The following is a 14,500-nucleotide window of genomic DNA, read 5'->3' on the forward strand; positions in this document are numbered from 1 at the left end:
TTTAAATAATTGAAGGATTTATTATTAGCTTATTAATGCCACTCCAGAACATTTTTAGTGTAGTGGTGGGCTTTTCTATAAACTCTGAAAGTAAAAGTAAATTATTGGCATAGCTCTTAACTTCTGCATCTTCACCAGAGCTAGCATTTATATCTGCAAATGCCATATTCCAATCTGGAAAAAATCGTTGATCTTTTCGTCCTTCATATAGTACATGTACATTTAGATGCCTATCATCTTTCGAAATTTTAGAAAACACCTCTTTAACGTGTGTTTCTTTTCCTTCTAAAATTTGAATAAAATGGTTGTTATAAAAAACCAAACATCCGGTGATGTTATGAAGTTCATTGGTTTTAATAGCAATATCCCTAATCGCTAAAATATCTGCTTTAGTAAGCTCTGAAATTGCCACCGATTTATATGTTAACTCAAACATTAGACTTGTACATTTATCAATTTACAATGCGTTTGAAAACCGATTTTAATTCAATTTATTAAAATTTTGTCAATTATGACCTAGTGATTTCTAAAATTTCCAATTTTAAAACACCGTTAGGAATTGTTATTTCCGCAGATTCCCCCACTTTTTTACCTAATAAACCTTTCCCAATTGGAGAGTTTACAGATATTTTTCCTGTCTTTAAATCAGCCTCACTTTCAGCAACCAATGTGTATTTCATCTCCATACCATTATTTTGATTTTTCAACTTCACTGTTGATAGTACCAAAACTTTAGAAGTGTCTAATTGAGATTCATCTATTAAACGCGCATTGGCATACGTTTCTTCAAGCTTAGAAATTCTAAGCTCCAACAAACCTTGTGCTTCTTTTGCTGCATCATATTCTGCATTCTCAGATAAATCACCTTTATCTCGAGCTTCTGCTATATCCCTTGATGCCTTCGGACGTTCTATATCTTTTAGCTGATTAAGTTCGTCTCTCAACTTTTTTAATCCTTCTGGTGTATAATATGATTTGTTACTCATAACTAAGCGTTTTATAAAATAAGAAAATCCTCTTTTTTATAGAGGATTTAAGACAAATATACATTTTTTTTGTTCAACTTTGTTTCTGTATTCTTAAAATACAAGTATGTTATGCAAAGAATTTTAGCTTTTTTTTTATTGATATTACTATTTGCTTGTGACACGGATACCTCCGACAGAAATCCCTATTTACAAGAGATAGGATTTAGATTTGATATTAACACTAATTTACCATTATATAGTGATTTAACCAATGAAGGAAGTGCTATTTATATTGGTAATTCTCAGGCAGGAACAAGAGGTATTTTTGTAATCAAAACCTTATCTGCTTTTGCTGGCTACAGAGCTTTTGAGGCTAGCTGCCCTAACCACACCCCAAGCAATTGCTCCACAATGACCTTAGATACCAGCAGAAACTCTGTTACTTGTGAATGTGACGAGTACAATTACAGTTTATTTACCGGTCAATTATTAACGAAACTTGATGATGATCAAAGATTCTACAATATGTTAGAGTATCGTGTTTCTGCAGGAAATGGCGTAATCTCCGTTACTAATTAAGGTCTATTTTAATATTTGGCTCATAACCCAACTCGTATGCAAAGCCGTATCTCCTGTTGACGGATGCGGGATACCATCAATTAAATCTGCTTTTAAGTTCGCTACATGGTATTGCTGTACGTGTTTTGGATTTTCGATAAACAGCTCCTCTGTACCATCTACATTTTCTAAAATAACAGCCTCTTCTTTAAATACAGAAAAATGTATCGTCCCTTTTGATCCTGTCAGCGCTACACTATCCACTCGTTTAAAAGCACCAAAATTCCAACTTCCAGTACCCGTAACACCATTCTCATGCATCCAAGTTGCTGTAATGGCATCCTTAGCAGAATACAGCTTTTGTTGATTATGACTGATTCCCAAGACCTCTTTAAAATTTCCTAATAAATACGCAAACAAGTCCAAACCATGACTAGCCAAATCATCAAAATAACCTCCAGGAGCAATTTTAGCATCAGTGCGCCAATTGTACGTTCTACTTAAATCTATATCATTCGCAGGCTTAGAGAAACTCCAGTTGATATGCCTAATTTCTCCAATTTTACCTTCTTTCAACCACTTTTCAACCTGCAAAAAACGCGGCAATGAGCGCCTGTAGTACGCTACAAATAGCGGTACATTTTTAGCCTTAAAGGCCTTCACTATTGCTACCCCATCTTCATAACTTGGCGCTAAAGGTTTTTCTATACAACAAGGTTTGCCTGCTTTGGCCACCATTAAACCATATAATTTATGTGTATCTGGTGGTGTTGCGATATAAATAGCATCAATCTCTGGATTATTGATGATGTTGTCTACGTCCTTATAAAAATGGGGCACTCCATGTCTTTTGGCGTAATCTTCTGCTTTCTGTAAGTCTCTTCGCATTACAGCATCTAAACTAAAACCCGAGGTTAACTGATAAGGTGGACCACTTTTTACTTCGGTTACTGCTCCACAACCAATTATTCCCCATCGCAATTTTTGAATGCCTATCATTTAATAAAATTTTAGACTAAAATAAGAAATAAAAAAAGGGATTTCTAAAAAAGAAATCCCCCGTTACTTATAAATACACGCAAGTGCCTCTAAAAATTTAAAGTTGCACCTACTAAGAAATTTGTTCCTGCTTGTGGATAGTAACCAGCCCCTTCTATGGTGGTTGCTACCCCTGGAGTAGACCATGTATCATCAAAAGTAAAAAAATAGCCATTAGACTCATATAGCTCATTAAAAATATTATTCACCAGACCAGACAGCACAATACTCTTAATAAATGAATTGGTAACAATTTCGTATTGCACATTAAAGTCAAACTGAGAATAGGCCGCCAATTTAGACTTACTAGCATCTATGTTGCCCATATATTGCTCCCCTACGTGCTTCCCTAATAATGATAATTGCAAATTATCTGTAGGCAAGTATACCATTGCACCACCGATTATTACACTGGGCGAAAAAGCTATTTCTGTATCTCCAAGGTTTTGCAATTCACCATCTCTTTGAAATACAAAATCTTTATTCTTATTTGCACTTAAGGTAATATTTGGTCTGAAGGCAAATTTAGCACCTAAGGAAACATTTGCTTCTACTTCTACTCCTAATCTATAACTATCACCTACATTTTCTCTCAATGGAGCACCAACATCATTCAAGGCACCAGTTAACACTAACTGATCTTTATACCCCATGTAATATACATTGGTATTTAATTGTAATGTATTAGAAATATAACGCCACCCCAACTCAAAATCATTCAGCCTTTCTGGCTTTGGGTTACCGCTCTCATAATCATTTCTATTTGGCTCTCTATTGGCCACTGCATAGGAGAAATAAAAATTATTATTTGAGTTCAAATCAAAAGTAATCCCCGCTTTAGGGTTGAAGAAATTAAAGGTATCATCTACTATTCCCGTTTCATCACCATTGGCTTGATAGCCTACCGTTCTGTACTGCAAATCTCCAAAAAGACTCCATTGATCATCTAACTTGTAGTTTATTTTAGAAAAAATATTAAAGTCGGACTTAGTAGAATTATCGTCATAATACCGATCCCTGATGTTGCTAGTACTTGCATACCTTGCCCAAATAACTTCTCCAAAATGATCTCCTTCATATTTGTTCCAGCCGCCACCAAGAATTAAATCTACTTTCTCTTTTCTATAGTTGGCCGAAAAAACAGTCCCATAAAAATCATTATCTAGCCAGCGTCTGCGAATTACATCCGTACTATTTACTTCTTCTCCGTCTACCGTAATTGGTGTAAAACCATAGGTGTCAAAATCATCATCTTCTTTAAATTGCTCAAAATAACCACTCCCCTTCGTATAATGAAGCGCTAAGTTAGTACTCCAATTCTCATTTAAATTTTCATTCCATAACAACTGCGCATGATTCTGCTTGTAATTATCTTCCTCATTTTCATAGGTGTAATAATTATACCTACGATCAGAATTTCTTAAGTTTTCTGCTTCGCTCTCTGTAAGTCCGTTAGCAACAATAAAATCTTCTACTCCTTGCGCATCATTATTTATTCTAGCAAGTGGTGTACCGTACCAGGACTGATACGTAACTTCATGCCCCCCAAAAAGCAGTGCTTTTATTAAAGTATTTTCATCTTTATAAGCCGCTTGCAAAAAGTAAGATTCTAGATCTGATGTAGCTCTATCAATATACCCATCTGAATTAATCTGAGATAGTCTCCCAGATATTTCTATCTGATCATTTAGTAAACCTGTGCTAAATTTCAAGGTATTTCTTAAAGTCTTAAAACTCCCTATAGAAGAAGAAATTTGGGCATAAGCATCTTGAGAAATAGCATCTGTAAGTACATTAAGGCTTGCCCCAAAAGCTCCAGCCCCATTCGTAGAAGAACCAACACCACGTTGTAATTGCAAACTCTCTGTAGAAGAAGCAAAATCTGGCATGTTTACCCAAAATGTCCCATGAGATTCTGAATCGTTATAAGGAATTCCGTTTATCGTGACATTTACGCGAGTAGCATCACTACCACGAACACGAATACCCGTATACCCTACACCAGCACCAGCATCTGATGTGGTCACTACAGAAGGTAAAAAGTTCATTAAAATTGGAATATCTTGCCCTAAATTTCTTGGCTTTATTTGCTCTTTGGTTAAGTTTGAAAAAGTTACAGGAGTTGCTTTAGTTACTCGGATTGCAGATACAAAAACCTCATCTAAAACCACCTTTTTTCCTTCTAAGGAATCTGTAGCCTGTTGTTGCTGTGCATTGGTATAAAAACTAATGCTTAAAACGGAAAGTACTGTGAAAACAATTTTCATTCGTATATATTAAGTGACGAATAAAAGGGGCAATTACTCTTTTTGTTTGTTCGTTAATCGGTTTAAAAATAAACATACAATGTAGCGCAATTTCTTTTCGCAAAATTACGAATAGTGGTGTACGCGTCCCTTGGCAGCATTACCCGCCCAGGTTCATTGGGTATAATCTCAGCTACGTTCTAAAAACCAATTTTAGAATTTTGCACCCCTTTGAGATGCAGCAAAGATACAACCCTAAATTAAAATTTATCCAAAAACATTTTAAAACAATTACATCGTATCCTTGAAAAGTAGTAGTAAAAATTATCTATAAAAAACTCATTATTGAATATTTATTCTATTTTCGATAAATATCGTATCTTGTAAATTTTGAAAAACTACTTCTGATTTGTCATCTTTTGGCATGGCTTCATCTATCATTATAAAAACAACTATTAAGTTAATAGCCCTCTAAATATGTTTAACGTAATTGATAATTTTAACATAAAAACAGATCAAGTAAGTAGACTTCTTGTTGCATTTATATTTTATTATCAATCTCATTTAAAGCTGGAAATTTTTAGATATTACTACAGTAAATATTACCCTACTAACTCAATTTAATATAGAATTAAAATTGTTTCTTAACATCATGAATTATCAAAAACTTACATACCTAGGAATATTTCTCGCATTTACAACGACAGCCCAAAGCATTCAAGTAGAATATGATTACATATTAATGATGCAAGAAATACAACAAGAATACTCCGTCAAATCTAAACTTACAAATGATGGAACTTCCTCTATTTATGAGATTGACCATACTGGAATTATGAAAAATTCACAGGGCACAAATAATCTCGACGATAAAACTGAGCTAATTATTAAATCAAAAAGAAACGAATTTGTATTTAAAAATTTTAAAGAAAAAAAAATCTTCTATAGGGATAGAATAGGATTGAAAGATTTTAAAATTAAAGATTCATTAAGTAATACACAATGGAACTTAACAACTAATACTAAAGAAATTCTAGGATACCTATGTCAAGAAGCTAAGGCAACTTACGGCACTAGGGAATACACCGCTTATTTTACAACACAGCTAAATTATCCTGATGGACCATGGCGATTTAGCGGCCTTCCTGGATTAATTTTAGAAATAAAGTCTGATGATGATTTCTTTAAACTAATAGCTACATCTATAGCTACTAAAAAAGAGAAATTAGTCATAGAAAACCCTTATATCAAAGATAAACTTATTTCCTGGGCAGAGTTTTTGGCTCTTTATAAATCTAAATATGACGAAGTAAAAAGGAATGGTATGAGCGAAAATGGACCTACTACTCTACTACCCAAAAAAGGTATCGTAGAATATTTAAAAGAATAAGAAATAGCAACAATGTGGTATGCAGCTAAGATTTAGTGCTATAATTCTAATTCTACTACTCCAACAGGGTATTCATGGTCAAACAATTGAAGGAAAAATCATTGATGAGTCTGGAACACCAATAGAATTCACAGTGATTACTGCAAAAAGTAGTGAAGCTAGTAGTATAGTTTTAGCATTTGGGATTAGCAATGAAAATGGGCATTACAAATTAGAATTAAAAAAAGATATTGACTCTTTAGTTTTAGAATACAAGAATCCAAAATATTTCAATAAAACTATCAAGATTACCAATATTATTAAAGCTAAAAATTTAATTAGCACTATTACATTAGTAGAAAATCCAACAAAATTGGAAGAAGTTGTAGTCTACTCTAAACCGACACCGGTTATAGTTAACAAGGATACTACAAACTATAAAATAGACAGCTTTCTAGATGGCTCCGAAAGTGTTGTAGAAGATTTAATAAAGAAGTTACCGGGTATAAGAGTAAGTGATAATGGTCAAATATCATTTAAAGGTGTTCCTATTAAGAGTTTACTACTAGACGGTGATGATCTTTTTGGAGAAAATTACACTATCGGAAGTAAGAATATTGATATCGAGGCAATAGAAGGATTATCTGCAATAGAAAATTATCAAGAAAATTCATTATTAAAAGATATTAAAAAAAGTAATGCGGTTGCATTAAACCTTTCCTTAAAAAAGGGCGAAACAAATTTTTCCAATGGCAGTAAAATTGGCTTGGGAGTAGAAAACAAATTAGATTTAAGCAGTACTACTTTAGGTATTTCAAAAAAAATAAAAACATTTTCTACAATTAAATATAACAATATTGGAATTGACGACTCCCCATATGATTATTTCGCTACAAATAACTACAATTTAAAAAATCTGGAAAAAAATGAAAGAAATTTAGGTAATATTTTAAACGATGCAGAATTAAGTACACAACTTCCAGATGATAGAACAAGAATAAATAGCACAATCTTTTCCAGCATAAATACAATCTTAAAAATTACGGATAAAATTGATTTAAAAGCAAATTTTGATTTAAAAAAAGATAGGCTTGAAAGAGAAATATTAACGAACCTTTCATATTTTGATAAAAATCAAACAGAAATAAATCAATCTGAAGAACTAAAAATTAAACCAAAAATATACAATACAAAACTTAACTTTAAATACATTCTCTCTGATAAAGAGCTCATCGAAGTAAATAGCACACTTGAGAATGATCATTTAAAGTCAGAAGACAAAGTTGACATTAACGGAAGTTTGCAGGAAAGCTTCATCCATAGGGCTGTACATAAAAATCATCAAATTTTAAATTACACCAATAGAATTGACAAGAACACTGCTTTTACTAGTAGCATACTACTGAATAATGATAAAAATTTTGAAAAATTAAATGTACTATCAGACTTTAATATTGATAGCGGTATAAATTTAGAACAAACAATAAATCAGCTCAAAACTTATATAAATTTTGAAAATTCTCTTCTTCTGCATTATAACAAATTTGATATTGATATTAATTTAGGCTATTCCGAAGAGAACAATAAATTAAATTCAAATTTAAATGCAGATCAAACAGAAGAAATGCTAACCAACAAAATTGATTTTAATAAAAAACTTATATTTTTAAACAACAAATTTTCATACCGAAAAGACAAATGGATATTTAACACCTCGCTAAACTTAAATTATTTAGATCAAAACCTTCAAGACATAGAGCGATTAACTGTTAAAAATAATACTACTTTTTACATCAACCCAAAACTCAGTATTTTTTATAAAGCTAATAATAAAAATATCATCCATTTCTCTAGTCAATATGATGAAAAAGGTCTTGATTTAGAAAATACATTTGAGAATAGTATATTTAACTCTTACAGAACATCTACCAAAAATAGTTTTGAACTTGAAACCTTGAAATATTACAGTGGTCAGCTAACATATAATTATAATGACTTTTTTAATTTGTTCCAATTAAACGCTGGAATGAATTATTATCATCAAAAAAATAATTTTTTGTCAAATATCATAATAGATGATATTAATATAGTAAATGAAAATTTGCTTAAGAATGTATATTCTGATAACATATCTTTTAACCTTTTTGCGGATAAATATATAGGCATTTTTAAATCAAATTTTAAATTTAATTTTGTTCAGAGTATTAATAATTATAGTAATGTAATTAATAGTTCTAATCTTAGAAACAACAAAGTTTTTACAAAATTATTTGAAAATAGAATTAAAACTGGTTTTGTAGGTATGTTTAATTTTGAGAATAGTTTACAAGTTCGTTATTCTACATTTAAATCAATTAGTGATATTTCTAATAAATCTATTAATAATTCTTTTAAGATTTTTTTTAGACCTCAAAAAAGATTGAATATTACAACTACTATAGATTATTATTTACCTGACAATCGAAAGGATAATAGCTTTTCATTTCTTGATATGTCCTTAAACTATTCTACAAAAAATGAAAAATTGAAATTCTCATTAATTTCAAGAAATTTACAATTAACTGGTAAAGACTACACTCAGAGAAATATTTCTGATATTTTTGATTCAACAACATCTATCAATTTACAAAGAGAGTACCTATTGCTTTCAATTGATTTTAGATTATAATTATGCACTTTATAAGCAACTCCTAGTAACTTTACGTCTGTTAGTAATTATTTAACACGTCAAACACCAACTTTTTTTGAAAAAAGAACGTAATTACCATAGGTCATTTACAGCGATGAAAAAAAATAAATCTAAAAACAAGTTCACCTTTAGAATTGTATTAAGCTATTTAATACTCGTAGGTTTAGCGGTTATTTCTGGAATTTTCATCCTATCAGAGATTAAGAGTTACCTAGCTACAGATACTTCTGGTGAGAATGATGTCAAGTTCATTAAGACGGGCTCTTTACTAACACAACTTTATGAGGCTGAAAGTTTATCTAAATTAGCATTACAGACCAAAACCAAAGAGAATTTTACGGCATATGCTAAAAAAATTGATGTAGTTTCTGCAGAAATAGACTCATTAAAAGAAGTAGTTACTAGTGATTATCAAGTGCAACTTTTAGATAGCGTACAGAATCTTTTAAAATTAAAAACCTATAATAACGAAGAATTAAGGCGATTAAAACTAAAAAGCGAAGCCAATAGTTCTTTAGATGTTGCTTTAGCAAAATTTAATACGATGGAACTTTCTTTGGGTAAAATTACTGCCAAAAGTATTGCACCGAATATTGATGAATTATCTCCGAAAGCCAAAAGTGTTATTGAAAAGCTTGCACTCATCTTAAATGACAATGCCCCAAAAGAAAACCATAGTCCTGAAAAAATAGATTCTATTATAAATGCTTCACGAAACTTACTAAATGAAGCCAAAGAAAAAGATGCCTTAACACAGCGTGCATTAGCTGATAAGGAGCGAGAAATTAACCAGAACGATTTAGATTTATCACAACAATTAAGAAGTATTGTAAGCGCCTTTGAACAGGAAATTATTGCCGCAACTCACGCGGATAATTTAAAAAAACAAGAAATTTTAAAACGAAGTACTCGTTTAGCAAGCGGCGCGGCAATACTCGCATTTCTTACCGTTGGTATTTTTACATTTTTAATCACTAGAGATTATTGGCGTGTGCAAACCTATCGTCAGCATTTAGAAGAAGAAAAGAAATTTTCTGAATCGCTTTTAAAAAGTCGCGAACAACTTATTTCTACCGTGAGCCATGATTTAAGAACTCCATTAAATACCATTACGGGCTATTCTGAATTAATGGAAAACACAGGCTTAACAGGTAAACAAGTTGGCTATCTAAAAAATGTAAAATCTGCAGCCACTTACGTAGATAATTTAGTGAATGATTTGTTAGACTTCTCTAAACTTGAAGCGGGTAAATTAAAGATAGAGAACATTCCTTTTCTTTTACCAGATTTGATTCAGGAAACCGCACAAAACCTAGAAGAATTATATAAAAATAAGCCTATAGAGCTTCAGATTGTCATTGATAAAAAACTACATCAAACACTAATAGGCGATCCCTTTAGAATCCGACAAATTTTAACCAACCTCATCAGCAATGCCTACAAGTTTACCCAAGAAGGTTTTATAAAAGTTGTGGCCACAGTAACTATTGAAAACAACACCCTATACAAAACAAGAATACAGGTTATAGACAGTGGTATTGGTATTGAAAAAGAGAAACAGGAGCATATATTTAAAGAATTTACACAAGCTGACGACAGTACAGAAAAAAAATATGGGGGCTACGGCTTAGGATTAACTATTTCAAAAAAATTAACAGAATTACTTCAGGGTAAAATAGGATTACAGAGTGATAAAAATCAAGGGAGCACATTTACGTTTACCATTCCCTTAAAGTTATCTGAAACGCAAATTGCTTCGCCAGAAATAAAAGAAATTAACTTTGAAGAAAATAAGATCACACTTTTAATTATTGATGATGATATTGCAATGCGGAAATTACTGCATGAGGTTTGTGAAAGCTCTAATATCAATACTATTTCTTACGCTGATTTCAATGCTATCGGTCTTAAAGAGAATCTAACATATAGTGCAGTACTTACAGATATACAAATGCCAACAATAAATGGTTTCGAAGTTTTAGAAAAGCTAAAAAGTGGTCGTTACAGTCATTACAACAACCAACCTATCCTTGCCATGACAGGAAGAAAGGATTTAGAAACTTCTACCTACAGCACCGCTGGTTTTGATACTGTTTTACAGAAACCTTTTTCTAAAGATCAGTTTTTAGGGCGTTTAGCACAATTATTTCCAGAAATAATTTTAAAAGAAAAAGAACAGGAAATACAAATTCACGAAAGCAAGTCTACTTTATATAATTTAAAAACTATTACATCATTTTTAGATGATTCTAATGAAGGGCTAAAAGACCTGATAGATACTTTCTTAAGAGATACAGAGGATAATATTGAAATTCTAAGTAAAGCAACAAGCACCAAAGATATGGCGCGCATAAATGCTACATCTCATAAAATGCTTGCTATGTTTAGACAATTAGAAGCTAATGACGCTATCGCCATCCTTGAATCTTTTGAAAAACTTAAACGTGATGCGCTAAGTGATAAAGAGCTCAAAGCGAAATACCAGCAACTTAAAAATTATGTTATAGCGCTTACCTTAGCTTTGAGAGCTGATAAGACTATAAATCCAGATTATACTGATTAATTTTATTGTACAAAGTCTTACGAGTAACCTTCAATAATTTTGCCGCTTTAGATTTATTGAAATTTGTTTCTTTTAAAGCCTTTATAATTTGATCTTTTTCATAAGCATCTTTAGAGAAATTATCTGGCGCTACTTTTTTGTTGACTTCAAAAAGCTCTTTTGGTAATACGTCTGTTTGGATGATATCTCCTGTAGTAAGTAAAACAGATCTTTTAATAATATTCTGCAATTCTCTTAAATTCCCAGGCCAATGATATTGTTTAAAAACTAAAGTAGTCTCATCAGAAAAACCTAAAACGCGCTTATCAAGAGATCTATTTGCCTTATCTAAGAAAAAATCTGCAAACAATGGCAAATCTTCAAAGCGCTCTTGCAGCGAAGGGGTTTCTATAGAAAATTCATTAATCCTATGGTACAAATCTTCTCTAAATGTTCCCTTTTCAACCGCTTCTACTAAATCTTCGTTTGTCGCGGTAATCACACGTACATCTACAGAAATTTCTTTGGTACTACCTACTCTTTTAATTTTACGTTCTTGAAGCGCTCTTAAAAGTTGTATTTGATTTTCATAAGAAAGATTTCCTATTTCATCTAAAAATAGCGTTCCGCCATTTGCTGCTTCAAAATGACCTATCTTATCCTCAATAGCACCCGTAAAACTTCCTTTCACATGACCAAAAAATTCGCTTGTAGCAATCTCTTTTGGGATGGCACCACAATCTACCGCTATAAAATTAAAATCTTTTCTTTTACTGGTATCATGAATAGACTTTGCCGTAACCTCTTTTCCTGTACCACTCTCACCAGTAATAAGAATAGACATATCGGTAGGCGCTACAAGCTTTATGTATTCATGTAACTTTTTAGAGGCATCGCTAATCCCTTTAATACCGTTACTTGCACTTACCTCCACTTTATCTTGGGACTCCTTTGCCTTTGGCTCAGCATTTTTTTCTACCTGCGTTGTTTTTTGATCTAATGCATTTTCTACAAGCATCACCATTTCTTCTGGAGTAAACGGTTTAGAGATGTAATCGAAAGCACCTTTTTTCATTGCGTTTACCGCAGTAGATACCTCAGCATAACTAGTCATCACTAAAACAGGAATCTTTGCATTGATTGCTTTGATATCTGTTAATAACTCTATACCATCATAATTAGGCAAACGCAGGTCTGTAATGACCATATTAAACGAACCTGCTTTAAATTTTTGTTTAGCATCTTCTGCCGTAAAGCTTGTCTCTACCTCATACCCTTTCTTTGTTAGAAAGCGTTGTAACATTTGACAAAAAGCGGCATCATCTTCAATTATTAAAATTCTAGGCATAAGCTAAGTATTGTGGTCCAATATACGTACGTCAAATATACCTTATTCAGACTGATGTAACGTTTTAAAATTATCTTAAAAAAAGAAAGGGACTGTATAAAATACAGTCCCTCTCAACCAAACTAACTTGATACAAATCAATTACTGGTGTTGTTACATTTCAATCCAATTACCGTTTTCATCAGCATAGAGTGTACCTGAAGTACCGTCTTCTAATGAAACCTCTAATTTATATTGTTTTTGATCGTTTACATATGCCTTATCAATCGTTGCAGATGGATAGTTTGAAGACACTGCAGAAGAAACCGCTTCTGGCAATGCTGATGTTTCTATCTCTGAAAAACTATCTTGTGTTGCTGAAACTACAGTTGTTTCTGCCATTGCTACTTCTTCTCCTGTTTGAGCAATTGCTGTTAAACCTACAAATGCAAATGCTGATGCTAAAATTAATTTTTTCATAATATCTATATTTTAAAGTGTTATTAATTATTAAACTTATTACTACTATTGAAAATATAATGCCGAAACACAAAAACAACATTTTAAAAAATTAAAATACTGATTTATAGTGTTTTATGATGTTTCCATCAAAAATCAACCTGTATATTGTTGGGTAAAATTTAGGCCTACTGTATAATTTATATACAAGCAATCTGTACGTTACACTCTGTCTGAAATAAAAGAGAGGGACTGTATAAAATACCGTCCCTCTCAACCAAACTAACGTGATACAAATCAATTAATGGTCTTATTACATTTCAATCCAATTTCCGTTTTCATCAGCATAAAGTGTACCTGTAGTACCACCTTCTAATGAAACTTCTATTTTATATTGTTTTTGATCGTTTACATACGCCTTATCAATCGTAGCAGATGGATAATTTGTCGTTACTGCAGAAGAAACTGCTTCTGGCAATTCTGATGTTTCGATTTCCGAAAAACTGTCTTGTGTTGCTGAAACTACTATTGTTTCTGACATTGCTACTTCTTCTCCTGTTTGAGCAAATGCTGTTAAACCTACAAATGCAAATGCTGATGCTAAAATTAATTTTTTCATAATATTTATATTTTAAGTGTTATCTATTATTAAACTTATTACTCCTATTGAAAATATGATGCCGAAACACAAAAACCAGATTTCTAAACAATAACTGACTGACTTACATCTAATTATATATTTAACAAGACTATTTGGCTTGTATACTTTCGGGTAAACTTTACGACTAATGTGTAATATGTATCCAAATACTACTATACTATCGGACCCTCCAAACAAAAAAAGGGACTGTATATGATACAGTCCCTTTCAACAAACTAAATTGATAAAAAATAATTATGGGGTATTATTACATTTCAATCCAATTACCATTTTCATCAGCGTATAGTGTACCTGAAGTACCGTCTTCTAATGAAACTTCTAATTTGTATTGTTTTTGATCGTTCACGTAAGCCTTATCAATTGTTGCAGACGGATAGTTTGTCGCTACTGCAGAAGAAACCGCTTCTGGTAATGCTGATGTTTCAATTTCTGAAAAACTATCTTGTGTTGCCGAAACTACTGCTGTTTCTGCTATTGCTACTTCTTCTCCTGTTTGAGCAAATGCTGTTAAACCTACAAATGCAAATGCTGATGCTAAAATTAATTTTTTCATGATATCTATATTTTAGTGTTATTAATTATTAAACTTATTACTTCTATTGAAAATATAATGCCGAAACACAAAAAGAGGATTTTAAAACAC

Annotated in this window: 12 protein-coding genes; 4 read left to right on the forward strand and 8 right to left on the reverse strand. The window is 31.9% G+C overall.

Annotated features, from left to right (window positions below):
• Position 1: 1 nt before the first annotated feature.
• Both M666_RS19885 and greA read right to left on the reverse strand, forming a co-directional pair.
• On the reverse strand, positions 2 to 436 hold the full coding sequence (locus M666_RS19885; RefSeq protein ID WP_024479137.1) for a BLUF domain-containing protein: 435 nt from the start codon (positions 434 to 436) through the stop codon (positions 2 to 4).
• Between the two features lie 73 nt (positions 437 to 509).
• Positions 510 to 986 (reverse strand): transcription elongation factor GreA, encoded by a 477-nt coding sequence (gene greA, locus M666_RS03160; RefSeq protein WP_024479138.1) that lies wholly within the window; start codon positions 984 to 986, stop codon positions 510 to 512.
• A 111-nt stretch (positions 987 to 1,097) separates the two neighbouring features.
• On the opposite strand from greA, the gene M666_RS03165 reads away from it, so the two are divergent.
• The gene (locus M666_RS03165) at positions 1,098 to 1,547 is read left to right on the forward strand and encodes a hypothetical protein (protein WP_024479139.1); all 450 of its coding nucleotides are present in this window, start codon (positions 1,098 to 1,100) and stop codon (positions 1,545 to 1,547) included.
• A 3-nt stretch (positions 1,548 to 1,550) separates the two neighbouring features.
• On the opposite strand, the gene M666_RS03170 is transcribed toward M666_RS03165, so the two are convergent.
• Complete coding sequence (locus M666_RS03170; RefSeq protein WP_029445046.1) at positions 1,551 to 2,525, reverse strand: Gfo/Idh/MocA family protein; 975 nt, start codon at positions 2,523 to 2,525, stop codon at positions 1,551 to 1,553.
• 89 nt (positions 2,526 to 2,614) lie between these two features.
• Positions 2,615 to 4,831 (reverse strand): TonB-dependent receptor, encoded by a 2,217-nt coding sequence (locus M666_RS03175; protein WP_029445047.1) that lies wholly within the window; start codon positions 4,829 to 4,831, stop codon positions 2,615 to 2,617.
• A 631-nt stretch (positions 4,832 to 5,462) separates the two neighbouring features.
• Here M666_RS03175 and M666_RS19890 point away from each other — a divergent pair.
• The 3 genes from M666_RS19890 (at position 5,463) to M666_RS03190 (ending at position 11,431) form a co-directional block, all read left to right on the forward strand.
• Positions 5,463 to 6,200, forward strand: a complete 738-nt coding sequence (locus M666_RS19890; protein WP_029445048.1) for a GLPGLI family protein — start codon at positions 5,463 to 5,465, stop codon at positions 6,198 to 6,200.
• A gap of 19 nt (positions 6,201 to 6,219) precedes the next feature.
• Positions 6,220 to 8,847, forward strand: a complete 2,628-nt coding sequence (locus M666_RS03185) for a hypothetical protein (RefSeq protein WP_039325070.1) — start codon at positions 6,220 to 6,222, stop codon at positions 8,845 to 8,847.
• 115 nt (positions 8,848 to 8,962) lie between these two features.
• Complete coding sequence (locus tag M666_RS03190) at positions 8,963 to 11,431, forward strand: ATP-binding response regulator (RefSeq protein ID WP_029445051.1); 2,469 nt, start codon at positions 8,963 to 8,965, stop codon at positions 11,429 to 11,431.
• Here the strand turns inward: M666_RS03190 and M666_RS03195 are convergent.
• From M666_RS03195 to M666_RS03210, 4 genes are all read right to left on the reverse strand, one after another.
• Positions 11,406 to 12,758, reverse strand: a complete 1,353-nt coding sequence (locus tag M666_RS03195) for a sigma-54-dependent transcriptional regulator (protein ID WP_029445052.1) — start codon at positions 12,756 to 12,758, stop codon at positions 11,406 to 11,408. The two genes, M666_RS03190 and M666_RS03195, sit on opposite strands and share 26 nt — an antisense overlap.
• Before the next feature lie 153 nt (positions 12,759 to 12,911).
• Entirely contained in the window at positions 12,912 to 13,217 is a 306-nt protein-coding gene (locus M666_RS03200) for a PepSY-like domain-containing protein (RefSeq protein ID WP_029445053.1), read from the reverse strand.
• Between the two features lie 292 nt (positions 13,218 to 13,509).
• The gene (locus M666_RS03205) at positions 13,510 to 13,815 is read right to left on the reverse strand and encodes a hypothetical protein (protein WP_029445054.1); all 306 of its coding nucleotides are present in this window, start codon (positions 13,813 to 13,815) and stop codon (positions 13,510 to 13,512) included.
• Positions 13,816 to 14,104: 289 nt separating this feature from the next.
• A complete protein-coding gene (locus M666_RS03210) occupies positions 14,105 to 14,410 on the reverse strand; it encodes a PepSY-like domain-containing protein (protein WP_024479146.1) in 306 nt (101 codons plus the stop codon).
• Between the last annotated feature and the right edge of the window lie 90 nt (positions 14,411 to 14,500).

The organism is Cellulophaga baltica 18 (assembly GCF_000468615.2).
Taxonomy (GTDB): domain Bacteria; phylum Bacteroidota; class Bacteroidia; order Flavobacteriales; family Flavobacteriaceae; genus Cellulophaga; species Cellulophaga baltica.